Annotated in this window: 24 protein-coding genes and 4 pseudogenes; 16 read left to right on the top strand and 12 right to left on the bottom strand. The window is 70.8% G+C overall.

Annotation, left to right across the window (positions count from 1 at the left end; all coding sequences use genetic code 11):
• Nucleotides 1-3 precede the first annotated feature (3 nt).
• The 3 genes from ABZ098_RS34240 to ABZ098_RS34230 all read left to right on the top strand — a co-directional run bounded on the left by ABZ098_RS34240 (nt 4) and on the right by ABZ098_RS34230 (nt 1,878).
• On the top strand, nt 4-606 hold the full coding sequence (locus ABZ098_RS34240; protein WP_356597627.1) for a helix-turn-helix transcriptional regulator: 603 nt from the start codon (nt 4-6) through the stop codon (nt 604-606).
• A 92-nt stretch (nt 607-698) separates the two neighbouring features.
• Nucleotides 699-1,379 (top strand): hypothetical protein, encoded by a 681-nt coding sequence (locus tag ABZ098_RS34235; protein WP_356597626.1) that lies wholly within the window; start codon nt 699-701, stop codon nt 1,377-1,379.
• Nucleotides 1,380-1,539: 160 nt separating this feature from the next.
• Nucleotides 1,540-1,878 (top strand): DUF2516 family protein, encoded by a 339-nt coding sequence (locus ABZ098_RS34230; RefSeq protein WP_082319565.1) that lies wholly within the window; start codon nt 1,540-1,542, stop codon nt 1,876-1,878.
• 47 nt (nt 1,879-1,925) lie between these two features.
• Here the strand turns inward: ABZ098_RS34230 and ABZ098_RS34225 are convergent, their stop codons facing one another.
• The 3 genes from ABZ098_RS34225 to ABZ098_RS34215 form a co-directional block, all read right to left on the bottom strand.
• Nucleotides 1,926-3,224, bottom strand: a complete 1,299-nt coding sequence (locus tag ABZ098_RS34225) for a SpoIIE family protein phosphatase (protein WP_356597625.1) — start codon at nt 3,222-3,224, stop codon at nt 1,926-1,928.
• 274 nt (nt 3,225-3,498) lie between these two features.
• Nucleotides 3,499-4,581 (bottom strand): NlpC/P60 family protein, encoded by a 1,083-nt coding sequence (locus tag ABZ098_RS34220; protein WP_356597624.1) that lies wholly within the window; start codon nt 4,579-4,581, stop codon nt 3,499-3,501.
• A gap of 561 nt (nt 4,582-5,142) precedes the next feature.
• On the bottom strand, nt 5,143-5,967 hold the full coding sequence (locus ABZ098_RS34215) for a class I SAM-dependent methyltransferase (protein ID WP_356597623.1): 825 nt from the start codon (nt 5,965-5,967) through the stop codon (nt 5,143-5,145).
• Nucleotides 5,968-6,230: 263 nt separating this feature from the next.
• On the opposite strand from ABZ098_RS34215, the gene mshA reads away from it, so the two are divergent.
• Both mshA and ABZ098_RS34205 read left to right on the top strand, forming a co-directional pair.
• Nucleotides 6,231-7,568, top strand: a complete 1,338-nt coding sequence (gene mshA, locus ABZ098_RS34210) for a D-inositol-3-phosphate glycosyltransferase (protein WP_356597622.1) — start codon at nt 6,231-6,233, stop codon at nt 7,566-7,568.
• Nucleotides 7,561-8,061, top strand: a complete 501-nt coding sequence (locus tag ABZ098_RS34205; RefSeq protein WP_356597621.1) for a YbjN domain-containing protein — start codon at nt 7,561-7,563, stop codon at nt 8,059-8,061. Before mshA ends, ABZ098_RS34205 begins: the two co-directional genes overlap by 8 nt.
• A 38-nt stretch (nt 8,062-8,099) precedes the next feature.
• Here ABZ098_RS34205 and ABZ098_RS34200 read toward each other — a convergent pair whose 3' ends face one another.
• Nucleotides 8,100-8,624 (bottom strand): hypothetical protein, encoded by a 525-nt coding sequence (locus ABZ098_RS34200; protein ID WP_356597620.1) that lies wholly within the window; start codon nt 8,622-8,624, stop codon nt 8,100-8,102.
• A 10-nt stretch (nt 8,625-8,634) separates the two neighbouring features.
• Nucleotides 8,635-9,483 (bottom strand): AraC family transcriptional regulator, encoded by an 849-nt coding sequence (locus ABZ098_RS34195; protein ID WP_356597619.1) that lies wholly within the window; start codon nt 9,481-9,483, stop codon nt 8,635-8,637.
• Between the two features lie 49 nt (nt 9,484-9,532).
• Between ABZ098_RS34195 and ABZ098_RS34190 the strand changes: the two genes are divergently transcribed.
• The gene (locus ABZ098_RS34190) at nt 9,533-9,958 is read left to right on the top strand and encodes a DUF2000 domain-containing protein (protein WP_356597618.1); all 426 of its coding nucleotides are present in this window, start codon (nt 9,533-9,535) and stop codon (nt 9,956-9,958) included.
• 4 nt (nt 9,959-9,962) lie between these two features.
• On the opposite strand, the gene ABZ098_RS34185 is transcribed toward ABZ098_RS34190, so the two are convergent.
• Nucleotides 9,963-11,222, bottom strand: coding sequence for an MFS transporter (locus tag ABZ098_RS34185; RefSeq protein WP_356597617.1), 1,260 nt, complete (start codon nt 11,220-11,222; stop codon nt 9,963-9,965).
• 193 nt (nt 11,223-11,415) lie between these two features.
• On the opposite strand from ABZ098_RS34185, the gene ABZ098_RS34180 reads away from it, so the two are divergent.
• The gene (locus ABZ098_RS34180; RefSeq protein ID WP_356597616.1) at nt 11,416-12,177 is read left to right on the top strand and encodes a phosphoglyceromutase; all 762 of its coding nucleotides are present in this window, start codon (nt 11,416-11,418) and stop codon (nt 12,175-12,177) included.
• Nucleotides 12,178-12,186: 9 nt separating this feature from the next.
• Here ABZ098_RS34180 and ABZ098_RS34175 read toward each other — a convergent pair whose 3' ends face one another.
• Both ABZ098_RS34175 and ABZ098_RS34170 read right to left on the bottom strand, forming a co-directional pair.
• Nucleotides 12,187-12,483, bottom strand: a complete 297-nt coding sequence (locus ABZ098_RS34175) for a ribosomal protein L7/L12 (RefSeq protein ID WP_356597615.1) — start codon at nt 12,481-12,483, stop codon at nt 12,187-12,189.
• Nucleotides 12,484-12,806: 323 nt separating this feature from the next.
• Nucleotides 12,807-13,211 carry a MerR family transcriptional regulator gene (locus ABZ098_RS34170; RefSeq protein ID WP_356597614.1) on the bottom strand — a complete coding sequence of 135 codons (405 nt, stop codon included), beginning with the start codon at nt 13,209-13,211 and terminating at the stop codon, nt 12,807-12,809.
• A 108-nt stretch (nt 13,212-13,319) separates the two neighbouring features.
• Here ABZ098_RS34170 and ABZ098_RS34165 point away from each other — a divergent pair, with 108 nt between their 5' ends.
• The 4 genes and pseudogenes from ABZ098_RS34165 (at nt 13,320) to ABZ098_RS34150 (ending at nt 16,944) form a co-directional block, all read left to right on the top strand.
• Nucleotides 13,320-14,474 carry an MFS transporter gene (locus ABZ098_RS34165; protein WP_356597613.1) on the top strand — a complete coding sequence of 385 codons (1,155 nt, stop codon included), beginning with the start codon at nt 13,320-13,322 and terminating at the stop codon, nt 14,472-14,474.
• A gap of 38 nt (nt 14,475-14,512) precedes the next feature.
• Complete coding sequence (locus ABZ098_RS34160) at nt 14,513-15,391, top strand: NADP-dependent oxidoreductase (RefSeq protein WP_356597612.1); 879 nt, start codon at nt 14,513-14,515, stop codon at nt 15,389-15,391.
• Nucleotides 15,392-15,531: 140 nt separating this feature from the next.
• Nucleotides 15,532-16,010, top strand: a pseudogene (locus ABZ098_RS34155) (leucine zipper domain-containing protein); the annotation flags it as partial.
• Nucleotides 16,011-16,371: 361 nt separating this feature from the next.
• Complete coding sequence (locus tag ABZ098_RS34150) at nt 16,372-16,944, top strand: dihydrofolate reductase family protein (protein WP_356597611.1); 573 nt, start codon at nt 16,372-16,374, stop codon at nt 16,942-16,944.
• Nucleotides 16,945-16,987: 43 nt separating this feature from the next.
• Here ABZ098_RS34150 and ABZ098_RS34145 read toward each other — a convergent pair whose 3' ends face one another.
• The 3 genes from ABZ098_RS34145 to phoU all read right to left on the bottom strand — a co-directional run bounded on the left by ABZ098_RS34145 (nt 16,988) and on the right by phoU (nt 18,991).
• Nucleotides 16,988-17,458 (bottom strand): hypothetical protein, encoded by a 471-nt coding sequence (locus ABZ098_RS34145; RefSeq protein WP_356597610.1) that lies wholly within the window; start codon nt 17,456-17,458, stop codon nt 16,988-16,990.
• Between the two features lie 94 nt (nt 17,459-17,552).
• On the bottom strand, nt 17,553-17,801 hold the full coding sequence (locus tag ABZ098_RS34140) for an SCO4226 family nickel-binding protein (RefSeq protein ID WP_356597609.1): 249 nt from the start codon (nt 17,799-17,801) through the stop codon (nt 17,553-17,555).
• A 500-nt stretch (nt 17,802-18,301) separates the two neighbouring features.
• Nucleotides 18,302-18,991, bottom strand: coding sequence for a phosphate signaling complex protein PhoU (phoU, locus tag ABZ098_RS34135; RefSeq protein ID WP_356597608.1), 690 nt, complete (start codon nt 18,989-18,991; stop codon nt 18,302-18,304).
• A 224-nt stretch (nt 18,992-19,215) separates the two neighbouring features.
• Between phoU and ABZ098_RS34130 the strand changes: the two genes are divergently transcribed.
• The 5 genes and pseudogenes from ABZ098_RS34130 to ABZ098_RS34110 all read left to right on the top strand — a co-directional run.
• On the top strand, nt 19,216-20,472 hold the full coding sequence (locus ABZ098_RS34130; RefSeq protein WP_356597607.1) for an ATP-binding protein: 1,257 nt from the start codon (nt 19,216-19,218) through the stop codon (nt 20,470-20,472).
• Nucleotides 20,469-21,149, top strand: coding sequence for a response regulator transcription factor (locus ABZ098_RS34125; RefSeq protein ID WP_015659563.1), 681 nt, complete (start codon nt 20,469-20,471; stop codon nt 21,147-21,149). The genes ABZ098_RS34130 and ABZ098_RS34125 overlap by 4 nt, the downstream gene beginning before the upstream one ends.
• An 87-nt stretch (nt 21,150-21,236) precedes the next feature.
• Nucleotides 21,237-21,308, top strand: a pseudogene (locus ABZ098_RS34120) (DNA-binding response regulator); the annotation flags it as partial.
• Between the two features lie 87 nt (nt 21,309-21,395).
• Nucleotides 21,396-21,467, top strand: a pseudogene (locus ABZ098_RS34115) (DNA-binding response regulator); the annotation flags it as partial.
• 87 nt (nt 21,468-21,554) lie between these two features.
• Nucleotides 21,555-21,626: pseudogene (locus ABZ098_RS34110) on the top strand (DNA-binding response regulator); the annotation flags it as partial.
• A 93-nt stretch (nt 21,627-21,719) separates the two neighbouring features.
• Here the strand turns inward: ABZ098_RS34110 and ABZ098_RS34105 are convergent.
• Complete coding sequence (locus ABZ098_RS34105; RefSeq protein WP_356597606.1) at nt 21,720-22,382, bottom strand: DUF461 domain-containing protein; 663 nt, start codon at nt 22,380-22,382, stop codon at nt 21,720-21,722.
• Between the last annotated feature and the right edge of the window lie 458 nt (nt 22,383-22,840).

Raw genomic sequence — 22,840 nt, 5'->3', positions numbered from 1 at the left:
CGCATGGCATCGCTCAACGTCGGCAATCTCGGTGAGTACCTGCGTGACCAGCGGCGCAGTGCGCAGCTCTCGCTCAGGCAGCTCGCCGACGCCGCCGGGGTGTCCAATCCGTATCTGAGCCAGATCGAGCGCGGGCTGCGCAAGCCGAGCGCGGAGGTCCTGCAGCAGGTCGCCAAGGCCCTGCGGATCTCCGCCGAGACGCTGTACGTGCGCGCCGGCATCCTCGACGCCGAGCGCGACCGGGACGACGTGGAGACGCGTGCGGTCATCCTCGCCGATCCCACGCTCAACGAGCGGCAGAAGCAGGTGCTGCTCCAGATCTACGAGTCCTTCCGCAAGGAGAACGGCTTCGAGATCGCCCCGCCGGACGCGGCTCCCGCGCCGGGCGACGGGCAGAGCGACCGGCCGGTCGACAGGCCGGGCGACCGTACGGGGGACACCGAGGACGGCCTCCGGGACACAGGCGTCCCGGCCGCCGGCGACCCGGATGGCGACACCGCCGCAGGGCAGGCCCGTCGGCCCCGCACCACCCGCAAGCCCCGCACCACCCGCACCACCCTCAAGACCGACGGCGGCGACGCCGACCCGCAGCAGACGGCCAGTTGAGCCCCCCACGGTTCGACAGGGCCCGGCACACGCCGACAGGCACCGCGGGACCCAAAACCCTCATCAGCAAGCGACCCGGGAGGACCATCACCATGGCCATCACCGACGACATCCGCAAGGCCGTCAAGGACCCGACCCCGCTCTACTTCCTCGCCGGCGCCGGTGACCTGGCCTTCCAGGAGGCCAAGAAGGTGCCCGGTCTGGTGGAGCAGCTCCGCGCCGAGGCGCCGGCCCGTATCGAGGCCGTGCGCGGCACCGACCCGAAGGCCGTCCAGGAGAAGGCCCAGGCCCGTGCCAAGGAGGCCGGCGCCAGGGTCAAGGAGACGCAGGAGACCCTGCAGAGCAAGGTCGGCGAGTTCATCAGCAGCCTCGACGGCGACCTGAAGAAGCTCGGCAGCACGCTCGACGCCGACCTGAAGAAGCTCGGCGAGTCCGCTCAGGACCTCGCTCTGCGCAGTGTCGGCGTCGCCGCCGAGTACGCCGTCAAGGCCCGTGAGACCTACGAGAAGGTCGCCGAGCACGGCGAGCAGGCCGTCAAGACCTGGCGTGGCGAGGCCGCCGAGGAGATCGAGGAACTGGCGATCGCCGTCGAGCCGAACGCCGAGCCGGGCGAGGTCAAGAAGCCGGCCGCCACGACTCCGGTCGCGAAGCCGGTCACGCCCGCCACGGCCGCCGCCGCGGCCCCGGCCCCGGCCAAGAAGGCGGCTCCCACCGCCAAGAAGGCCACGCCGCGCAAGACCACCACGGCGAAGAAGACCCCGCCCGCCAAGTAGGGCACCGCGGGACGCTTCACGACTCAGGGCCGGGCACTTACCGAGTGCCCGGCCCGTTGTGCGGGTAGCGACCTTGCGGGAGCGGGTACGGTGACCGCGTAGTCGCGAAACCGCGAAACCGCGAAATGACGAGCCGAGTCGGGTGGTGGACGTTGTGCTGATGCAGGGGTTCGCAGGCTTCATGTGGCTGCTGAGCATGGCCCTGATCGTTTTCAGCGGCTTCGCGCTGTTCGACGCGGCCATCCGCCGTGAGGACGCCTACCGCGCGGCCGACAAGAAGACCAAGCCCTTCTGGCTGATCATCCTCGGGCTCGCCTTCGTGGTGAACCTGATCTTCAACATCCTGTCGTTCCTGCCGATCATCGGCCTCGTCGCGACGATCGTCTACATGGTCGACGTACGCCCGGCGATCCGCGCCCTGCCGGGCGGCGGCCGCAGCGGCCGGGGCAGGGGTTCGAGCAGCGACGGCCCGTACGGCCCGTACAACGGCGGCCGCTAGGGGCTCGGGGTCGTACCCGCTCGACCGTCACGCCTCCCGCTCGACCGTCACGTCTCCCGGTCGAGCAGCAGCACGGCCACGTCGTCGGCCAGCTCGCCGCCGTTGAGCGAGCGCACCTCGTTCACCGCGGCTCGGAGCAAGGCCTCGCCCCGCAGCCCCTCGGAGAGCTGGCGGCGGATCATGGAGACCATCCCGTCCTGGCCCAGTCGCTCCCGGCCCTCCCCGACACGCCCCTCGATCAGGCCGTCGGTGTAGAGCATCAGGCTCCACTCGGCTCCCAGCTCCACCTGCATCCGGGGCCAGCGGGCTCCCGGCAGCAGCCCCAGGGCGGGCCCGTTGTTGTCGTACGGCAGCAGTCGCGCGGGTCGGCCCGGCACGGCCACCAGCGGCGAGGGATGCCCGGCGAGGCACAGCCCCGCCCGTCGTCCGTCCGGCGCGATGTCCACCGTGCACAGGGTCGCGAAGATCTCGTCGTCCGACCGCTCGTGCTCCAGCACCTCCTGGAGCGTGCCGAGCAGTTCGTCCCCGCACAGGCCCGCCAGGGTCAGCGCGCGCCAGGCGATCCGCAGTTCGACACCGAGCGCCGCCTCGTCGGGGCCGTGCCCGCAGACGTCACCGATCATGGCGTGCACGGTTCCGTCGGGAGTCCGTACGACGTCGTAGAAGTCACCGCCGAGCAGCGCACGCGAGCGGCCCGGCCGGTACCGCGCGGCGAACCGCAGCGACGAGCCCTCCAGCAGCGGTGTGGGCAGCAGCCCGCGCTCCAGGCGCCGGTTCTCCTGCGCCCGCACCCGTCCCTCGGCGAGCCTGCGCTCCGCTGTGTCGGAACGCTTCCGCTCCACCGCGTACCGGATCGCCCGGCTCAGCAGCCGCCCGTCCAGCTCGTCCCGGAAGAGGTAGTCCTGGGCGCCCACCCGCACCGCCTCGGCGCCGCGCTCGGCGTCACCGGACGCGGTGAGCGCGAGGACGGCGTGCCGGGGTGCCAGCTCCAGGACATGGCGGAGTACGGCGAGCTCGTCGTCGTCGGAACGGCCGGGTGCGGGCAGGGCGAGGTCGAGCAGGATGCAGTGCACGTCATCCGTGAGCAGCCGCTCCGCCTCGGTGAGGTTGCGGGCGGTGCGGACGCGGATCGGTTTGCCGGCCGAGTCCAGGAGTTCGGGGACGACCGTGGACCCGCCGGGATCGTCCTCGATCACCAGCAGGCTCAGTTGGGTGGCGGCGTTGTTGTCGACCGTGGCTTCCTTGCGCGGGGCTACTTCCTTGGAGGGTTCGTCCTGGGGTGCGGCCGGCGCCTGACCACTCTCCACGGCCGGGATCGCTCGCTGCCGCGGTATGGGTACGGGCATGGTCTCGGATTCCTTCCCTCCCCCCGAGGGCATGGTGGGGCGAGGGGTCTCGATCCACCGACGGGGACCATAGCGGGTGGCGGGCCGGGAAAGGAATGGCGTGAGACACGCTCCTTGGCCGGTGGCCACTGTCATATGCCGCGTTATCCACCGCAGTTGGACAGGTGGAGGGTGTCGTGGGGATGACGAACGTCACGTTCGCGGCAGGTTTGCGGAAGCGCCGGGCGTGCCTCGCGTCACATGACCCGGGTCTCATCCGGGCGAGCGACGACGCTCACGCGTCCGGCCGCACGACCCCGAGTATCGGCATCGAGCCCGCTCCGGCGATCGTCACCGTGCGTCCGGGGCGCGGCGCGTGCACGATCGCGCCGTCGCCGAGGTACATCGCCACGTGGCTGGCGTCGCCGAAGTAGATGATCAGGTCGCCGGGCCGCATGTCCTTGATGTCGACGTGCTGGAGTTGCTTCCACTGCTCCTGCGAGGTGCGGGGGATGGGCTTGCCGGCGCTCGCCCAGGCCTGCGAGGTCAGTCCGGAGCAGTCGTACGAGTCCGGGCCCTCGGCGCCCCATTCGTACGGTTTGTCGATCTGGGCGGTCGCATAGGCGACGGCGGTCTTGCCGGCCTCGCTCGCCTTGCCGCTGATCTCGTCGAGGACGCCGGAGTCCAGCCAGGCGGTCTGTGCCTGGTGGGCGGCCTGTTCCTGCAGTTCGGCGAGGCGCTTCTTCTCCTTCGCCTCGAGTTGGGACTCGAGCTTCTCGGCCGCCGCGATCTGCCGCTCGACCTTCTTCTTGGCCGCTGCCTTGGCCTTGCGGTTCGCCTCCAGCTTGGTCCACTGGGCGGAGGCGTCGTCGGCGTACTGCTTCAAGTCCTGCTGGGTGCGGGTCAGTTCGGCGATGAGCGCCTTGGTGGCGCGCTGGCCCTGGATGACGCGGCCGGTGGCGTCCAGGAACTGCTGCGGATCGTCGCTCAGCACCAGCTTGGCCTCGTCCGGCAGGCCGTTGGTGCGGTACTGGGCGGCGGCCGCGGCACCGGCGCGGGCCTTCAGCTTCGCCAGCTTCTCCTGACCCTTGACGATCTTCTGGGCCAGCGCGACGATCTGCGCCGACTGCTGCTCGGCCTTCTCCTCGGCGGCGTTGTACGCGTCGGTGGCGACAGCTGCGTCGTGGTAGAGCGCGTCGAGTTGTCGGCGTACGGCTTCGATGTCCCTGTTGGTCGGTGGCGTCGACGCCGACGGTGAGGCGGTGGGAGTGGGCGTCGGACCCGGGGCGGCGAAGGCGGTGCCCGGCGCCGCCAGCACGGCCACCGCGCCGATCACGGTCAAGGCCGTAGCGATCAGACCGCGCTTGCCCGTCCCCATACCCCTGCCCCCAAAGCTGATTTACCGTCAGTAACTTACGGTGCTCGGGGGATCGTGCCACGTCATGGCCGAAAGCGACAGAGGCTCGCCTTCCCGGCGCACCCCTGCACGACCCGGCGCTCCCCGATGCCTCCCCGTCTCCCCGTCCCCCGAAGACGATCTCCCGGTCATTGTGACGAACGACTCATGTAGATCGTTCCCGGCAGGTCGCGCGAGGGGCGGAGCTCCGCGCCTGTGCCGAATCCTCGCCGGCTCCGCCGCCGTCTCGCCGCCTGCACCGCACCACGTCGAAGTAGCGCTCTGTGGCGCGGCACCGCCCGCCCCGGCCGCGGGCCGGTCCTGCGCCGACCTCGGCTGGTGAACGCCGGTGTACCGCTGGTCGGCGGATCGGACGGCCGGGCTCGGTCGGCGTCGTACGGCGCTTCGCCGGCGCGCCGAGGTTCGGGCGAGTGCTGCGGCCCGCGGGGCGTAACCGCGCCCATGGGGACCGGAATTCGCGGGGGCGCGCGGTTTCAATCAGCCGTACCCCATGTGGAGCCCCGCAGTTCAGCGAGCGGCGCCCTAGTGCGGCGCTCCCGGCGCCAACGCCCCCCAGGCCACCGTCACTTCCCCCTGGCGCCACCGTGAAGGGCCGTCCGTCACCGGCCAGTCGGCTGTCAGGGCCCGTACCGTCCTGATCCAGCGCTGTCGGGCGCCGTAGGACGCGTAGGGCGCGGCGGCCGCCCACGCGCGGTCGAAGTCGCGCAGGAAACGGTGCACCGGCTCGCCCGGGACGTTGCGGTGGATCAGGGCCTTCGGCAGTCGTTCGGCGAGGTCGGAGGGGCGTTCCAGCGAGCCCAGCCGGGTCGCGAAGGTGACCGTCCGCGGTCCCTCGGGGCCGAGCGCGACCCACACGTGCCGGCGCCCGATCTCGTCGCAGGTCCCCTCGACGAGCAGTCCGCCGAGCGACCCTCGCGCCGGGTCGGCCGGAGCCAGCCGGGCACACAGCCGTGCCCACACGTCGGCCACGTCTCCCTCGTCGTACTGGCGCAGCACATTGGCCGCCCGGATGAGCAGTGGCCGCTGGGGGAGCGGGATCTCGAAGCCGCCGTGCCGGAAGACCAGCCCCTCGCGTTGGTACGGCCTGGCCGCCGCCACCCGGGCCGGTTCGATCTCGATGCCGACCACGCGCGTGCGGGGAGCGGTCTCGCGGAGCCGGGTGAGCAGTTCGACGGCGGTCCAGGGCGCGGCCCCGTACCCGAGGTCGACGGCGACCGGATCGGTGGCGCGGCGCAGCTCCGCTCCGTGTGCGGCCGCGATCCAGCGGTCCATGCGGCGCAGCCGGTTGGGGTTGGTCGTCCCGCGCGTGACCGTGCCCACAGGGCGGGAGGCGGCGCGGGAGGTCATGCCTACGAGGGTATGCGGCGGGTATGCGGCGGCGAGCACGGCACCGGGCGCCGGTGTCAGGTGCCAGGGGTGGCGCCCCACAGTCCCCGCCGCCCCCACTGGCACCGCAACGCGCCACGCCTTCGAACGGTTGAGCGAACTCCGGTAATACCTCGGCAAAAACCACTCCGATCGGAATGGGAATGGCTCCCTCCGGTGTTGCCGCCCTCGGAGGGTGTCCCACGCCCTCCGTCCGGCATGCCCGCTGCAAGGAGGAACGCCACGTGAGCCAGTACGTCAGCAGGCTCCAGCGTCGCTCCCAGGCCGCTCCCCACCGGCTGCGCCTGCACCGCCGCCCCCGCCGCGTCGCCATGCTCTCCGTGCACACCTCCCCGCTCCACCAGCCCGGCACCGGCGACGCGGGCGGCATGAACGTCTACATCGTGGAGCTCGCGCAGCGACTCGCCGCGATCAACATCGAGGTCGAGATCTTCACGCGCGCGACGACCGGCGGTCTCCCGCCCACCGTCGAGATGGCCCCCGGCGTCCTGGTCCGCCATGTCGACGCGGGCCCTTACGAGGGCCTGAACAAGGAAGACCTCCCCGCCCAGCTCTGCGCCTTCACCCACGGCGTGATGCAGGCCTGGGCCGGCCACCGCCCCGGCTACTACGACCTGGTCCACTCGCACTACTGGCTCTCAGGACACGTCGGCTGGCTCGCCGCCCAGCGCTGGGGCACCCCGCTCGTGCACGCCATGCACACCATGGCCAAGGTCAAGAACGCCAACCTCGCCGACGGCGACACCCCCGAGCCCGCCGCCCGCGTCATCGGCGAGACCCAGATCGTCGCCGCCGCCGACCGCCTCATCGCGAACACCGCCGAGGAGCGCGAGGAACTCGTGCTCCACTACGCCGCCGACCCCGCCAAGGTCGCCGTGGTCCACCCCGGCGTGAACCTCGAGCGCTTCCGCCCGGCGGACGGCCGGGCGGCGGCCCGTGCCCGGCTCGGGCTGCCCCAGGACGCCCTGATCCCCCTCTTCGCGGGCCGCATCCAGCCCCTGAAGGCCCCGGACGTCCTCCTGCGAGCCGTCGCGGTACTCCTCGACCAGCGCCCCGACCTGCGCTCCCGCATCCTGGTGCCGGTCGTCGGCGGCCTCAGCGGCAGCGGCCTCTCCAAACCCGAGGGCCTGCAGAAACTGGCCTCCCGCCTCGGTATCGCGGACGTCGTACGGTTCCAGCCGCCGGTCGGCCAGGAGCAGCTCGCCGACTGGTTCCGGGCCGCGTCCGTGCTGGTCATGCCCTCCTACAGCGAGTCCTTCGGACTGGTCGCCATAGAGGCCCAGGCGGCCGGCACCCCGGTGCTCGCGGCGGCGGTCGGCGGGCTGCCGGTGGCCGTGGCCGACGAACGGACCGGTTTCCTCGTACGCGGACACGATCCGGCCGCCTACGCGCGCGTGCTGCGCGACTTCGCCGACGACCCGACGCTCACGCCCCGCATGGGCGAGGCGGCCGCCCGGCACGCCCGGTCCTTCGGCTGGGACACCGCGGCCGCGGCGACGGCGGACGTGTACGTGGCCGCCGCGCAGTCGTACCGGCGTCACGTACGCTCGCTGCATGGCTGAGGCAGAGAAGGCGGCGCAGGTCATCGAGGGCGTCCTCAAGGACACCGAGGTCGAGTGGGAGAGCCCCGCGCCCGGCAACTACGTCGTGCAGCTCCCCGGCACCCGCAAGCTCAAGACGACCGTCTCGCTCCTCGTCGGCCGCCACTCCCTCTCCCTGAACGCCTTCGTCATCCGCCACCCCGACGAGAACGAACCCGGCGTCCACCGCTGGCTCCTGGAGCGCAACCTCAAGCTGTACGGCGTGAGTTACGCCGTCGACCGGCTCGGCGACGTCTACGTCACCGGCAAGCTCCCCCTCGCCGCGGTCACCGCCGACGAGGTCGACCGCCTCCTCGGCCAGGTCCTGGAGGCGGCCGACGGCAGCTTCAACACCCTGCTGGAGCTGGGGTTCGCCACAGCGATCCGCAGGGAGTACGAGTGGCGGGTGGCCCGGGGCGAGTCGACGCGCAACCTGGACGCGTTCGCGCATCTCACGCAGCGCGCGCAGGACTGACCCCCGGTCGTCCCCGTTGTTCTGCGTTGTGTCTGCGCCTAGTTGGGCGGCAGCGAGCTGGTGGGCTGGGGCCCGCTGGTGGGCTCGTGGCCGGGATCCTCGGGCGGGCCCGGCTTGTCCAGCTGGTCCGCCATGGCCCGTAGCGCGTCGGCGAGTTCCTTCTTGGTGGGCAGCTCGTCGATCTTCCTGTCGAGCTCGGCGATCCGGCGGTTGAGCTCGTCCAGCTCGCTCGGGGTGGAGGGTTCCTCCGTGGGCCCCTCGGTGACCGGGGGCTCGTCCGGGGACGTGGAGGTCGGGCTCGGGCTCGGGCCGGTGCCGCCAGTGCCGCCTGTGCCACCGGAGGTGTCGGGGTCCGACCCGCCGTCCGAGCCCTCGCTCAGGCCCACGCTGCCGCCGGAACCCACATCCCCCGGGAAGGTGGCCGACGCGCTCGGTTCGGCGGTGGGCTCGTCGTCCGAGCTCGCGGCGATGGCGCCTCCCACGCTGAGGGCGACCAGGGCCGCGGCGCCCGCGACGGCCACGGAAAGACGTCTGAACGGTAAGGAGTTCTGTCTGTCATCCATGCCGCCGACGCTAACCCGCGCCGATCACCGGACGGACGCCTTCCGTGGATCTCCCGGCGCCGCCGCGGTAACGCCCCGGCGTCACCCCCACCAGCCGCTTGAAGTGCCGGGTGAGATGGGCCTGGTCGTGGAAACCGGTGAGCACGGCGACCTCGGCGGGACCCTGCCCCGCGAGCAGCAGACGCCGGGCCCGGTCGACCCGGCGGGAGGTCAGGTACTGGTGCGGGGCGATGCCGTACGCGGCACTGAACGCCCGTACGAGATGCGCCGGATGGGCCTGTACGACCCCTGCCGCCTCCTCCAGGGACAGCCCCTCCACGACCCGCTCGTCGAGGAGTTCGCGCAGTCGGCGGGCGAGGGCTGGGTCGCGGCGCGTGGGCCCCTCGTACAGCGAGGGCCGCAGCAGCGTCCTGAGCCGGTCGCCGATGAGCGTCAGCCTGCTCTCCGCCTCGAACTCCTCGCCGGGCCCGGTCAGGGCCGTGTGCAACTGCCCCACCCGCTGCCGCAGTACGGGATCACGCAGGTCGGGACCGTCGACGGCGGGCCCGATGAGCTCGTCGCCGAGGTGGGTGCGGTCGAGGTAGAGGACCCGCTTGCGGAAGCCGTCGGGGGTGGCGGGCGAGCCGTTGTGCGGGACGTGCGGCGGCAGCAGCGACACGGTGTCGTCCGGGGTGCCGTGCTCATGCCGGTCGAGGTCGTACCGTACGGCCCCGTCGTCCACGATGAGCAGCGTCCACGCCTCGTGCACGTGCATCGGGTACGCGTACTCGGTGAAGTGGGCGTGGAAGACCTCGGTGACGCCCGGGACGGCGGGTCGCCACGCGGTGACTTCCTGCGCGGGCATGGTCGGGGCCGCCATGCAAAGAACGTACAAGACGGGGTCGTGCGACGCCCGCCAGTCTCACCGTATGAACGATGAACCCATCCGCTTCGACACCAAGATCGCCGTCCTGCTGCGCGAGGACCTGGAGACCTGGCAGCGCCTGAACGTCACCGCGTTCCTCGTCAGCGGCCTGGGCACGCAGGCCCCCGAGGTGGTCGGTGAACCGTACGAGGACGCCGACGGTGTGCCCTATCTGCCGATGTTCCGGCAGCCCGTGCTGGTCTTCGAGGGCACGAAGGAGACGCTGAAGGCGGCCCACGCGCGCGTGCTGTCCCGTGCCCTCCCGCGCGCGCTCTTCACGAGCGACCTCTTCGCGACGGGCAACGACCGGGACAACCGCGCGGCGGTACGGGCGGTGACGACCGAGGAGCTGGACCTGGTGGGCCTCGCGGTGTACGGCCCACGCAATGCCGTGGACAAGGTGCTCAAGGGCGCGCGCATGCATCCGTGACGGATCAGGCCGGGCTGGCCTCGGTGGCGGCGGATCTCTCGGATACGGCGGTCTCGGCGACCGTCTCCGTGGACAGGCGGCGCATGAGGGCGGCGTACCCCACCGCCGCCACCGTCCCCACGACCGCGCACAGCCCCCACAGCCACTCCGCCCCGAACCGGTCGATGACGAAACCGGACATCAGGGGCGCCACGAGGGCGGCGACCGACCAGGACAGCGTGTACATGCCCTGGTAGCGGCCGCGGCCGTGGGCGGGGGAGAGGCGGACGACGAGGCCGGTCTGGGTGGGTGCGTTGATCATCTCGCCCAGGGTCCACACGCAGACGGTGAGCGCGAACAGGCCGACGGACCCGGCGAAGGCGGTGAGTCCGAAGCCGTATCCCGCGAGGAGCGACGAGACGACGAGGAGCCGCTGGGGATCCCGGTCCTGGATGAACCGGGTCACCGGGATCTGGAGCGCGACGATCAGGACGCCGTTGAGGGCGATGGCCAGGCCGTAGTCGGCGGGCGTGAACCCGGCCTCGCCCATCGCGACGGGCAGCCCGATCGAACCCTGCTGGAAGATCACGGCGACCAGGAAGGACAGCCCGACGACACTCATGAACCGCCCGTCGCGCAGGACGGTGCCGAGGCGGACGTCATCGGGCGTCTTCACGTCCTGTCGTGCGGCGGGCCGGGACTCGGGCAGCTTGAGGAAGACGACGACCGCGCAGACGGCGGTCATCGCGGCCTCGATCAGGAAGCCCGCGAGGTAGCTGTACTCGGCGATGAACCCGGCGCCCATGGAGGAGAGGGCGAAACCGAGGTTGATGGCCCAGTAGTTGAGGGAGAAGGCCCGGATACGGTCCTCGGGGCGCACGATGTCGGCCATCATCGCCTGCACGGCCGGCCGGGAGGCGTTGGAGGCCATGCCGACGAGGAAGGCGACGGCGGCGATGGCGACGGGGTGGTGCATGAACCCGAGCAGCGCGACGGAGGCGGCGGTCGACGCCTGGGCCACGAGCAGGGTGGGCCGCCGCCCGAGCCGGTCGGTCATGACCCCGGCCCCGATCGACGAGACGACTCCGCCCAGCCCGTGCAGCGAGGCGACGAGACCGGCGTAGGAGGCGGAGTAGCCGCGGTCGAGGGTGAGATAGAGGGCCATGAAGGTGGCGACGAAGGCACCCAGGCGGTTGACGAGGGTGCTGGTCCACAGCCACCAGAACTCGCGCGGGAGCCCGGAGACGGTCTCGCGGGTGGCACGTCTCAGGGCGGCGAGTGGCATGACGGTTCCCCCAGGGCTGGTGCTACGGCTGCGAGCGGCTGGCTTCTGGGCGCCCGGGTGTAAGTGCCTCCGGCGCCGAGCACAACTTACGAAGACGAGGGGACCGGGGACCACTCAATTAACAGATCCCGTCAACCGTCCGTCTGTCGAGCGGGCACCGCCCGGACCGAAGGCGTGGATTACGCTCATACGCATGGCCGACGCACCGTACAAGCTGATCCTCCTCCGCCACGGCGAGAGCGAATGGAACGCGAAGAACCTGTTCACCGGCTGGGTGGACGTCAACCTCAACGAGAAGGGCGAGAAGGAGGCAGTCCGCGGCGGCGAACTCCTGAAGGACGCCGACCTCCTGCCCGACGTGGTCCACACGTCCCTCCAGAAGCGCGCGATCCGCACCGCGCAGCTCGCCCTGGAGTCCGCGGACCGCCACTGGATCCCGGTCCACCGCTCCTGGCGCCTGAACGAGCGCCACTACGGCGCCCTCCAGGGCAAGGACAAGGCCCAGACCCTCGCGGAGTTCGGCGAGGAGCAGTTCATGCTCTGGCGCCGCTCCTACGACACCCCGCCCCCGCCCCTCGAGGACGGCACGGAGTTCTCCCAGTCGGACGACCCCCGCTACGCGACGATCCCCCCGGAGCTGCGCCCCCGCACGGAGTGCCTGAAGGACGTCGTCGTCCGCATGCTCCCCTACTGGTACGACGGCATCGTCCCGGACCTCCTCGTGGGCCGCACGGTCCTGGTCGCGGCCCACGGCAACAGCCTCCGCGCCCTGGTCAAGCACCTGGACGGCATCTCCGACGCCGACATCGCGGGCCTGAACATCCCGACGGGCATCCCCCTGTACTACGAACTCGACGCGTCCTTCAACCCGGTGACCCCGGGCGGCAAGTACCTGGACCCGGAGGCGGCCGCGGCAGCCATCGAGGCGGTCAAGAACCAGGGCAAGAAGAAGTAGGTTTTCCGATCACGCCCCTGACCTGCGGTTTCTCGGCAGGTCGGGGGCTTTTTGGTGGGGCTGGGCCGTCTCCGCCCGGGCTCCCGCATCGCGGAGGGCCGAGACGGCTGCCGCCGCGTCCTCCTCGGGCACGCCGGCGAGAAGGACGGCGGGAACCTGCGTTGCCAGGACCTTGCTGCGCCAGAGACTCAGTCCCATCAGCCGGCGCACGACCTGAACGACGTCCATCACGCGGACGCCGGGGTCGGTGAGCACCACGTCGTGGGGTACGTCCTCACACACCAGCAAGAAGTACTCGTCCGCCATGTCCTGCCTCGCCCTTCTCCGGTTCGGAGCGTACGAACCCTCAGCCGTCATGTCGCATCGTTTTTTACGGCGTCGAAGATGGTGGCTACGGCCTTGCGGCTGCGCACCTGGCTGGACGGCATGAGGTGCGCGTGAACGGGGGCCAAGTTGAGTGCTCCACAGGGCCGTCCGAGCCCGCGACGAAACGCTCAGGAGTGGCAGCAGGCCGAGCAGGCGCAGGTGCGCATCATCGGGGTCGAGCACGAGGTCGAGCAGCTGGGGCAGTTGCTCCGTTACGCGTTGGTGGGCGATCCGCCGACGACCTTCGAGCGCCGACGGAGGACTCACACGCCGAAGAAGTCAGATGTTGCGCCGCTCGTCGCGCGTTTTGCGACATCGGCGGGGGCGGCGGCGATGACTTTGTCGAGTGCGGCGCGGGAGGTCTGCAGATCGATGATGGCTTTGGTGATCCGCTCGCGCTCTTTGGTCAGGTCGGCGAGGAGGTCGGAGCAGGTCGGCACCAGGCGTTCGCCCTCGTCACGCAGGCAGGGCAGGATCGTTGCGATGGTGGTGGTGTTCAGGCCGGCGGCGAGCAGGCTGCGGATGCGGCGCACGGTGTCCACGTCCGCCTCGCTGTATTCGCGGTAGCCGCTGGGCCGTCGCTCGGGCTGGAGCAGGTGCTGCTCTTCGTAGTAGCGCAGCAACCGTTCGTGTACGCCGGTCTTGCGGGACAGCTCACCGATTCGCACGTCATCCTCCTCATGGATGTCCCGGGCGGGCAACGCCGCTTGACTCTCACACCGATGTGAGACTCTAACTTCCCCGGCATGAGGAGAAACTCTGCCTCGCTCGCGGCCTTGTGCGCGAGCGTCTTCGTTGTCGGTACGTCGGAATACCTGGTCGCGGGCATGCTGCCCGAGGTCGGTGCGGATCTTCAGGTGTCGCAAAGCACTGCGGGGCAGGCCGTGACCGCCTACGCGCTCGGCGTGGTGATCGGCGGGCCCGCGGTGACCATGCTGACCGCGCGGCTGCCCCGCAAGCCTCTGGCACTCGGGCTGATGCTGCTGTTCGCTGCGGGCAGCGCGCTCAGTGCCTTGGCCCCCTCGTTCTCGATGTTGCTGGCCGGGCGGGTGGTCTCCTCGCTCAGCCACGCCGCGTTCTTGGCGTTGGCGCTGGTGATGGCCACCAGCGTCGTGCCCGAGGACAAGACCGGCTCGGCGATCGCCACTGTGGCCTCCGGGTTCACCGTCGCTACCTTGCTCGGGGTACCGCTGGGCTCGCTGCTGGGACACGCGGCCGGCTGGCGGGCCCCGTTCGCGGTGCTGACCGCTCTGGCCTTGGCCGCCATCGCGCTGTTGGCGCTGGTGCTGCCCAAGCAGCAGGCGTCGTCCGCCGGCCTGCGCGACGAGCTGCGCGTGGTGAGCCGCAAGCCGGTGCTGCTGGCCATCGCCACCACCGCGGTCGGCTTCTCCGGCGTCGCGGTTGTCTTCACCTACATCGCGCCGCTGCTCATCCGCATCGCCGGCTTCTCCCCGGCCGGAGTCTCCGCCCTGCTCTTCGCCTACGGTGCCGGCAGCTTCCTGGGCAACCTGGCTGCCGGCAAGCTGACCGACAGGTCCATGTCCGCCACCGTGCGCGGGGTGTTCGGCGGCTTGACCGGCGTGCTGGTGGCCATGCCGTTCGCCGCCGCCTGGCAGCCCACCGCCATCCTTGCGGTCCTGGTCCTGGGCCTGCTGGCCACCGCCACCATCGCCCCGCTGCAGGGCCTGATCCTGCGCCATGCCGGCTCCGCCCCGACATTGGCCGTCGCGGTCAACGTCGGTGCCTTCAACCTCGGCGCCGCCGCCGGCTCTGCTCTCGGCGGGGTCATCGTCGCCGCCGACGCTCTGCGCTGGACCGGCCTGGCCGGGGCCGTACTCAGCCTCAGCGGTCTGGCCCTGACCTACCTGGTCCTGCCTCGAACCGGGACCGCGCAGCACACCGGCAATGCCCCAGTGGGCACCGCCGTTTGATTCCCGAACCCACCCTGCCTGGAAGGTCCCTTCTGACCATGCGCGCTGTCCAGATCGACCGCCACGGCGGTCCCGACGTCCTGGCCCTCCGCGAGGTTGCCGCACCCGAACCCGCCGCCGGTGAAGTCCTCATCCGCACCGCGGCCAGCAGCCTCAATCCCGTGGACTGGAAGACCCGCGCCTGGCAGGTCGGCCCGCCGCTGCCGGCCACGCTCGGCTGGGACATCTCCGGCCGGGTCGTCGCGAGCAACGACCCCGCCCACGAGGTGGGCGCCCACGTGATCGCCATGTCCGCGCAGATCGCCACCGGCCGCGGCACCTGGGCGGAGCTGGTCGCCCTGCCCGGCCACCTGCTCGCACCCGCACCGGCCACCGTGCCGTTGGCGGACGCGGCGGCCCTTCCGCTGGCCGGGACGACCGCCCTGCAGGCCCTGCGAGCCACGGAGTTGAGCGTCGGCGAGCGCATTCTGGTCGTCGGTGCCGCCGGGGCGGTCGGCGGCCTGGTTGTCCAACTCGCCCGCTTGACCGGCGCCCACGTCGATGCCCTGGTCTCCCGGCCCGGCCATGAGCAGGCAGCGATGGAACTCCGTGCGAAGCAGGCCTGGCACCGCCCGCAGGACCTGCCCCGCAGCCGGTATCAGGCCGTTCTCGACACCGTCGGCGCGGACGTGGCTGCGGCCCTCGTCCCCGGAGGGCGTTTCGTCTCCATCGCCGACTGTCCCCTGCCCGACGTACCAGGCGCCTGCAAGAGCTACGTTCAGGAGAACGCCGCCGACCTCGCCCACCTCGCCCAGCTCGTCGACACCGATGAGCTGCGGCTGCGAATCGCCGACCGCTTCCCGCTCGACGACATCCGCACCGCCCACGAGCGCTTCGAAGCCGGCGGACTCCTCGGCAAGGTCCTCATCACCTTCTGAGGTACATCGCATGCTTCTCCGACAGATCTGGAACCGGCCGCGTTCATCCGAACGCGGCCGGGGACGCCGAGGTCCGTTGCCGTTCGTGGCCCCGGCGACAAGCGCAGGTGCCGCAGAACATTCACTGACAAGGACTCCTCTTGCCACACGGCAAGGCACCCCTGTCCGGCGAGGGACGCCGTCTTCTCATCGAACGATGCAAGAGCCGACCGGTCGCCCACGTCGCTGCCGAGACGGGGATCTCCCGTGCGTGCGCGTCGAAGTGGGTCAACCGCTACCGACGGCACGGTGAACTCGGTTTGTTGGACCGTTCTCCAACACCTCGACGCCAGCCGACCACGACCGATGCCGACGTCGTCGCCAGGATCGAAACGCTCCGCCGTGCCAGGAAGTGGTCGGCGTCGCGGATCGCATCCGAGCTCCAGCCGAAGGCCCCTCGATCAGTCGCCGCACGGTGTCGCGGCACCTGCTCTCACTCGGACTGAACAGGCGCCGCTTCATGGACCCGAGCGGCGATTCGAACCGGGAGCCGCGGAAGATCACCGCCCGCCGCCCCGGCCACATGGTCCACATCGATGTGAAGAAGGTGGGACGGATCCCTGACGGCGGGGGCTGGAGAGCACATCACGCCTCTGACCTGTGCACATGGCGCGAGTCAGGGGCGTTTTCATGGCCGGGGCACTGTGGGCCCCCAGTGCCCCGGACATTGCGGCCTGAGCGCGCGACCGATGGTGTTCCGGGCCTGGTCCCGACTGCTCGGCATGAGACGCGCGTACACCTTCCGCGTTGATGGGACCGTTCGCTCGCATCCACAAGAGCTCGATGTCCACAGGCGGGAACCCATGGGTCGGGGGCGTCTCCTTGGCTGGGCCCGGGAGGGTGCCCGTGGTGAAGATCGTCTGGCAGGCCGATGAGTAAGGCCGCCGCGCCAGGTCTACATGCGGTGAAATCAGCCTGGAGGAAGACCACAGGAGGTCGAAGTGTCTAGATCAGTGCTCGACATGTCGGTGTCAGTCGACGGGTACATCGCCGACACCGACGATTTCCTCGGCGGCGACGACGGCGAGCGCCTGCACAAGTGGGCCGACGCCGACGGGGAGTCCGGCCGGCCGTCCGGGCCGGCCGCGCAATTCCAGGACGAGTGGAATGCGGCCGGTGCGGTGCTCGCGGGACGGCGGACCGCCGAGCTCATGGACCACTGGGGTGGTGATCACGGCGGTCTCCCGATCTTTGTGCCCAGCCACCGCCCGCCCGGCCCGGCCGCCCGCTGGGGCTATCCACTGGTGACGTACGTGACCGACGGGATCGAGAGCGCGATGGCACAGGCCAAGGCCGCAGCCGGAGGCAAAGACGTGCAGGTGCGCGGCGCGTACACGGCGCAGCGGGCGCTCGAGGCCGGGGTGCTGGACGAGGTGCAGATCCATCAGGTCCCGGTGCTTCTCGGGCGTGGCCGGCGGCTGTTCGACGTGTTGCCGTCAGAGATCGAGCTGGAGATCGTCCAGGTGATCGACACACCGCAGGCCACCCACATCCGCTACCGCGTCCGTCGCTGAGCGCACAAGCAGACGATCTTGAGCGTGGGCAGGCGCCCATCATCTACGAGTTGCTCCGCTGCTGGGCCTCCCAGGACTGCTGTTGCCAGAACAGAGTGAGGAAGAGGGCCAGGAGGAGGTCGGGGGACAGTTCGGCCGCGTCGCCGGGGAGGTGGGCGCGGACGGGGCGGCTGCCGAAGCGGTCGTAGGAGATCTCGAGTGGGCCCACGGTCCGGACGCGGTTGCCGCCCCTGTCGTGGCTGAGCGGATAGGGGCCGAGGCGCAGCATGCGGCTGCCGAACCTGCTGTGCTCGCAGCTCCACTCGCCGACGGTGAGCGGCAGGGCGGACCATCTGCGGTAGGTGATCTCGATACCGGCCACCGACCGCAGGGTCGTGCTGAACCGCTGGTACTCCAGCGGCCAGGAACCCAGGGCACGCGGTGTGCTGTCCAGCCACTCCCGCGGACCGTAGGTGACTTCCACACCACCGATACCGCGCAGCAGGCCCCTTCGATAGGTCAGCTCGATGTCCATGCCGTACCTCGCATCGGCGTTCCGGGGACGCTCCCCGTCGTCGCCGTCGCCACCGCGGGACACCAGGCGGCCGCCCGGACCGCCGCCGCCCCCGTCACACCTGCAACGGCACCGCGTGGATCTCGTCCGCCTTGTGCCCCGCCCGCTCGTGGATCCGCTGGACCGCCTCCGGTGACGGTGCCTCCGAGAGGCAGTACACGAGGCCGGACTCGGGGTCCGCCCAGGCGCGCTCGAAGTGCACGCCCTCTTCCTTCTCTATCGCCAGGTCGGCCTGGTGGGCCTCCATCAACTGGTCGGCCGTGATGCCCTGCATCCCACGGTGTACGTCCATGAACCGTGCCATGGCCTCCACCTCCCTGCCTTCCCCGAGCCGGACGGTCACCTCCCTCCCATGCTCCCCCTCCCCGCCCGCCCGGTCGAGCCGGGACGACGAGGGGCCCCGGGATCACCCGGGGCCCCTCACGGTCGTACGAGATCCAGCCGTGCCGGCTTCAGCCGCACTGGCACGGACTGCCCGACTGGCATCCGCACCCGCACCCCGAGCCGCAGCCGCACGCGCCGATGACCGTCAGGGTCCTGATCGCGGCGGGCTGCTCGGTCGGGCGTTCCTGCGTGGGGTCGGGCTGGGGAGTGCTGGGGGATTCGGCCATGGGTCCCTCCTCGAGGCGAGAGCCAGAACGTGCCGACTGCCGGACCGACTGTCGGATCGGGCCCTGTGCCCATTGCATGCCCGCCCCACTGGGCGCATCAACGGCGCATCGAGGCTCGCGCACGCCCCGTACGGACCCGAAGGCGCCGGTTCAGGCTCCTGCCCACCACCACGTTCAGGCCCCACAGGCTCCGTCAGGCCCCCTCGACCCCCGTCACCGGCTGGATGTCCTGCTGGAGCTCGTCCGCGTGCTCACCCGTCACCAGGTACACCACCCGCTTGGCCACCGACACCGCGTGGTCGGCGAACCGCTCGTAGTAGCGGCCGAGCAGCGTCACGTCGACCGCCGTCTCGATGCCGTGCTTCCACTTGTCGTCCAGCAGGTGCTGGAAGAGCGTGCGGTGCAGCAGGTCCATCTCGTCGTCGTCCTGCTCCAGCTGGAGCGCGAGGTCGACGTCCTTGGTGATGATGACCTCCGCCGCCTTGGCCATCAGGCGCTGGGCGAGCTGGCCCATCTCCAGGATGGTCGCGTGCAGGTCGTGGGGGATGGCCTTCTCGGGGAAGCGCAGCCGGGCCAGCTTCGCCACGTGCTGGGCCAGGTCGCCGGAGCGCTCCAGGTCGGCCGACATGCGCAGGGAGGTGACGACGATACGGAGGTCCGTCGCCACCGGCTGCTGGCGGGCGAGCAGTGCTATCGCCCTGGCCTCCAGGTCGTGCTGGAGGTCGTCCACCTTCTGGTCGGCCTCGATCACGCTCTCGGCCAGCTTCAGGTCGGAGTCGAGGATGGCCGTCGTGGCGCGTCCGATCGCCGAGCCGACCAGCCGGGCCATCTCCACCAGACCGTCGCCGATCGAATCAAGTTCCTCGTGGTACGCGTCCCGCATTGTCGGTTCCCTCTCGTACGTCATTCCTGTGGGTGCCAGGGGCCAAAACCGGCCGTGAAACCGGTGCTGCGTACCCCACGCTCCCACGTTCGGCCCCCTACGCGTCCGTTTCCGCCCTCCCAAATGAACCCGCACTGGCTCCAAGGTGAACTCTGGGCGACGAGTGTTCGAGCTCGCACTCGGACGGCTGTGGCCAGGACGGAACCCATGCCTAACCTGGAGGCATGGACGTGAACGCGGCGGTCGCCGCAGCGGCAGCGATCGCCGGTGTGCTCACCGGTGTCATCGCCATGCTGGCGTTCCGCTGGAGCGAGCGGGAGCAGAAACGCCCCACCCGCACCTCCCTGCACACGGACCCGGTGCTTCCGCCGGGCGTGGACACCGTCCTCTCCGTGCTCCGCTCCTCGGCCGTCGTCCTCGACGAGGCCGACGCCGTCGTCAAGGCGAGCTCCGCCGCGTACGCCCTCGGGCTGGTCCGCGGCGGCAAGCTCTCCGTGGAGCCCATGCTCCAGATGGCCCGGGACACCAGGAGGGACGGCGAGATACGCCAGGTCGAGCTGGACCTGCCCAGGCGGGGGACCGGACGGGGGGAGGCCCTCGCGGTCTCCGCCCGGGTCGCACCCCTCGGCTCCCGGCTGGTGCTGCTCCTCGTGGAGGACCTCACCGAGGCCCGGCGCATCGAAGCGGTACGGCGCGACTTCGTCGCGAACGTCAGCCATGAACTCAAGACCCCCGTCGGCGCGCTCTCCCTCCTGTCCGAGGCCGTCATGGACGCCTCGGAGGACCCGGAGGCCGTGGAGCGCTTCGCCGGCCGCATGCAGATCGAGGCGACCCGGCTCACCAGCCTGGTCCAGGAGCTCATCGACCTCTCCCGGGTGCAGAACGACGACCCGCTGGAGGACGCCGAGCCGGTCCGCGTGGACGAGCTGGTCGCCGAGGCCATCGACCGCTGCCGGCACCAGGCCGGCACCAAGCAGATCACCATGGCCGCCGCCGGCGCGGCCGACCTGCGGGTCTGGGGCAACCGCGGCCAGCTCGCCGCCGCCCTCGGCAACCTCGTCGAGAACGCCGTCAACTACTCGCCCGCCCGCACCCGCGTCGGCATAGCCGCCCGCCGGGTGTCCGTGCCGGGCGGCGACCTGATCGAGGTCGCCGTCACCGACCAGGGCATCGGCATCTCCGACAAGGACAAGGAGCGCATCTTCGAGCGCTTCTACCGCGTCGACCCGGCCCGCTCCCGCCAGACCGGCGGCACGGGCCTCGGTCTCGCGATCGTCAAGCACGTGGCCGCCTCGCACGGCGGGGAGGTCACGGTGTGGAGCTCGGAGGGACAGGGCTCCACGTTCACCCTCAGGCTGCCGGAGGCGGGCGCGGCCCGCGACCGCGCGCTCCAGCACCCCGACCTCGACCACGAGGACGGGCATTCCACCACCGAGTCGGCTTCTTACGACCCGCTTCCCGCCCCGGAGGTCCTTCCGTGACCCGAGTGCTCGTCGTCGAGGACGAGGAGTCCTTCTCCGACGCCCTTTCGTACATGCTCCGCAAGGAGGGCTTCGAGGTCGCCGTCGCGACCACGGGCCCCGACGGACTCGACGAGTTCGAGCGCAACGGCGCCGACCTCGTCCTCCTCGACCTGATGCTGCCGGGCCTGCCCGGCACCGAGGTCTGCCGCCAGCTGCGCGGCCGCTCCAACGTCCCCGTCATCATGGTGACCGCCAAGGACAGCGAGATCGACAAGGTCGTGGGCCTGGAGATAGGAGCCGACGACTATGTCACCAAGCCGTTCTCCTCGCGCGAGCTGGTCGCCCGTATCCGCGCCGTCCTGCGCCGCCGCGGCGAGCCCGAGGAGGTCACCCCGGCCGCGCTGGAGGCCGGTCCGGTCCGCATGGACGTGGACCGCCACGTGGTCACGGTCTCCGGCTCCAAGGTCGACCTGCCCCTCAAGGAGTTCGACCTGCTGGAGATGCTGCTGCGCAACGCCGGCCGCGTCCTGACCCGCATGCAGCTCATCGACCGCGTCTGGGGCGCCGACTACGTCGGCGACACCAAGACCCTCGACGTCCACGTCAAGCGCCTGCGCGCCAAGATCGAGCCGGACCCGGGTGCCCCGCGGTACCTGGTGACGGTGCGGGGCCTCGGCTACAAGTTCGAGCCGTAGGCCGACGCTGACCGGAGCCGACGGACGGAGTCCGGCGCAGCACCTCGAAGCCTGCGAAGCGGTGCGAGTGGTGCGTCAAGGGGGGTGCTCGAGCCGGACCCGGGTGCCCCGCGGTACCTGGTGACGGTGCGGGGCCTCGGCTACAAGTTCGAGCCGTAGGCCGACGCTGACCGGAGCCGACGGACGGAGTCCGGCGCAGCACCTCGAAGCCTGCGAAGCGGTGCGAGTGGTGCGTCAAGAGGGGTGCTCGAGCCGGACCCTGGCGCCCCGCGGTACCTGGTGACGGTGCGGGGTCTCGGCTACAAGTTCGAGCCGTAGGCCGACGCTGACCGGAGCCGACGGACGGAGTCCGGCGCAGCACCTCGAAGCCTGCGAAGCGGTGCGAGTGGTGCGTCAAGAGGGGTGCTCGAGCCGGACCCTGGCGCCCCGCGGTACCTGGTGACGGTCCGCGGTCTCGGCTACAGGTTCGAGCCGTAAGCCGGGACAGCTCACGTACGCCGAAGGGCGGGACCTCCTCGGAGGTCCCGCCCTTCGTGTCGTACGACGGTTACGACCGTCTCGTGAGGCCGTTCAGTGGCTCGCGGCCGACTCGCCGGCCGAGGCGCTCGCGGGCGCGGAGCCCGTCGGCGTGGCGGAGCCGCTCGGCGTGGCCGAACCGGTCGGGGTCGCGGAGCCGGTCGGCTTCGGCGAGGCCGCCGGCGCGGACGGGACGGCGCTCGGGCCCCACTGGGTGTAGTAGCTGTCGGCCGGGACCACGAAGGCGCGCAGGCTCACGTCACCGGTCGTGCTGAAGGTGAAGGTCACCTTCTGGGCGTTGCCGTTCTTGACGCTCGGGCCGAGCTCGCTCACCGCGGCCGCGGCGTTGTTCTTGCCGCCGAGGACGATGGAGCCGTGGGCCGGGACGGTCACCTCGCCCTTGCCCTTGGCGGGCGTGAGCTTGGCGCTGCCGCCGCCGTCGATGCTCACGGAGTCCAGGGTCTGGGGCTTGTCACCGGAGTTGAAGACGGTGGCGGAGACCACGGCAGGGCCCTTGGTCTCACCGGAGGCCTCGGGGGTCGGCTGGGTGATCACCACGACGTTCTGGAGCTTGATGTCGCCCACGCGGGCCTCCGCGTTGTCCGGCTTGACCTCCAGGGTCTGGGCGTTGTTGCCGGCCGCGCACGCGGAGAGCGCGGCGAACGAGAACGCGATGGCGGAGGCGGCGAGGGCGCCGCGTCGAAGGCTGCTGCTCACGGCGGCGGCAACTCCTTGACTTGAGCGGGGCGGCCCGTAAAGCCGCGCTAAGTGTCTGTCAGCGGCCTTAGGTTACCGAGCCGTTCCCGCGGGGCCGCACCCGACCCTCCCCAAGGGGCGTGTCACTCGGTTCACAGCTGACCCGTGCGTCACTTCTGCACCGCACTCCGGCGCTCGTCGGGCATTCGGATAAGAGTCTTCGCAGCCAGAGGCAAATCTTCCGTGAAGGAATGCGCGATCGTCCCCGGAATTGATCACCACCTGATCCGTCGGCCGTACGTGATCAATTCCGGATTCGGCGGGGAAGTGACTCCGGACACCGAACGGAGTAGCGGAAGTCGCACACATGGAACCGGACATTTGGGGACGTTAGCCCACTCGGAGGGGCCTCCGGATGCGTGTAACGTACGCGTTTCACCTCGCCCGGAGAGCCGCTCCGACCTGCGAATTCCTTCTTC

The sequence above is a fragment of the Streptomyces sp. NPDC006335 genome (assembly GCF_040612795.1).
In the GTDB taxonomy this organism is placed as follows: domain Bacteria; phylum Actinomycetota; class Actinomycetes; order Streptomycetales; family Streptomycetaceae; genus Streptomyces.
The sequence above is the reverse complement of the archived record's forward strand: the minus strand, read 5'-3'. Positions and strand labels throughout refer to the sequence as shown.

Bases quoted from the DNA above. Each gene is read 5' to 3' on its own strand.
- ABZ098_RS34240 (WP_356597627.1), top strand. From the start codon at position 4: ATGGCATCGCTCAACGTCGGCAATCTCGGTGAGTACCTGCGTGACCAG.
- ABZ098_RS34235 (WP_356597626.1), top strand. From the start codon at position 699: ATGGCCATCACCGACGACATCCGCAAGGCCGTCAAGGACCCGACCCCG.
- ABZ098_RS34230 (WP_082319565.1), top strand. From the start codon at position 1,540: ATGCAGGGGTTCGCAGGCTTCATGTGGCTGCTGAGCATGGCCCTGATC.
- ABZ098_RS34225 (WP_356597625.1), bottom strand. From the start codon at position 3,224: ATGCCCGTACCCATACCGCGGCAGCGAGCGATCCCGGCCGTGGAGAGT.
- ABZ098_RS34220 (WP_356597624.1), bottom strand. From the start codon at position 4,581: ATGGGGACGGGCAAGCGCGGTCTGATCGCTACGGCCTTGACCGTGATC.
- ABZ098_RS34215 (WP_356597623.1), bottom strand. From the start codon at position 5,967: ATGACCTCCCGCGCCGCCTCCCGCCCTGTGGGCACGGTCACGCGCGGG.
- ABZ098_RS34205 (WP_356597621.1), top strand. From the start codon at position 7,561: ATGGCTGAGGCAGAGAAGGCGGCGCAGGTCATCGAGGGCGTCCTCAAG.
- ABZ098_RS34200 (WP_356597620.1), bottom strand. From the start codon at position 8,624: ATGGATGACAGACAGAACTCCTTACCGTTCAGACGTCTTTCCGTGGCC.
- ABZ098_RS34195 (WP_356597619.1), bottom strand. From the start codon at position 9,483: ATGGCGGCCCCGACCATGCCCGCGCAGGAAGTCACCGCGTGGCGACCC.
- ABZ098_RS34190 (WP_356597618.1), top strand. From the start codon at position 9,533: ATGAACGATGAACCCATCCGCTTCGACACCAAGATCGCCGTCCTGCTG.
- ABZ098_RS34185 (WP_356597617.1), bottom strand. From the start codon at position 11,222: ATGCCACTCGCCGCCCTGAGACGTGCCACCCGCGAGACCGTCTCCGGG.
- ABZ098_RS34180 (WP_356597616.1), top strand. From the start codon at position 11,416: ATGGCCGACGCACCGTACAAGCTGATCCTCCTCCGCCACGGCGAGAGC.
- ABZ098_RS34175 (WP_356597615.1), bottom strand. From the start codon at position 12,483: ATGGCGGACGAGTACTTCTTGCTGGTGTGTGAGGACGTACCCCACGAC.
- ABZ098_RS34160 (WP_356597612.1), top strand. From the start codon at position 14,513: ATGCGCGCTGTCCAGATCGACCGCCACGGCGGTCCCGACGTCCTGGCC.
- ABZ098_RS34145 (WP_356597610.1), bottom strand. From the start codon at position 17,458: ATGGACATCGAGCTGACCTATCGAAGGGGCCTGCTGCGCGGTATCGGT.
- ABZ098_RS34140 (WP_356597609.1), bottom strand. From the start codon at position 17,801: ATGGCACGGTTCATGGACGTACACCGTGGGATGCAGGGCATCACGGCC.
- phoU (WP_356597608.1), bottom strand. From the start codon at position 18,991: ATGCGGGACGCGTACCACGAGGAACTTGATTCGATCGGCGACGGTCTG.
- ABZ098_RS34130 (WP_356597607.1), top strand. From the start codon at position 19,216: ATGGACGTGAACGCGGCGGTCGCCGCAGCGGCAGCGATCGCCGGTGTG.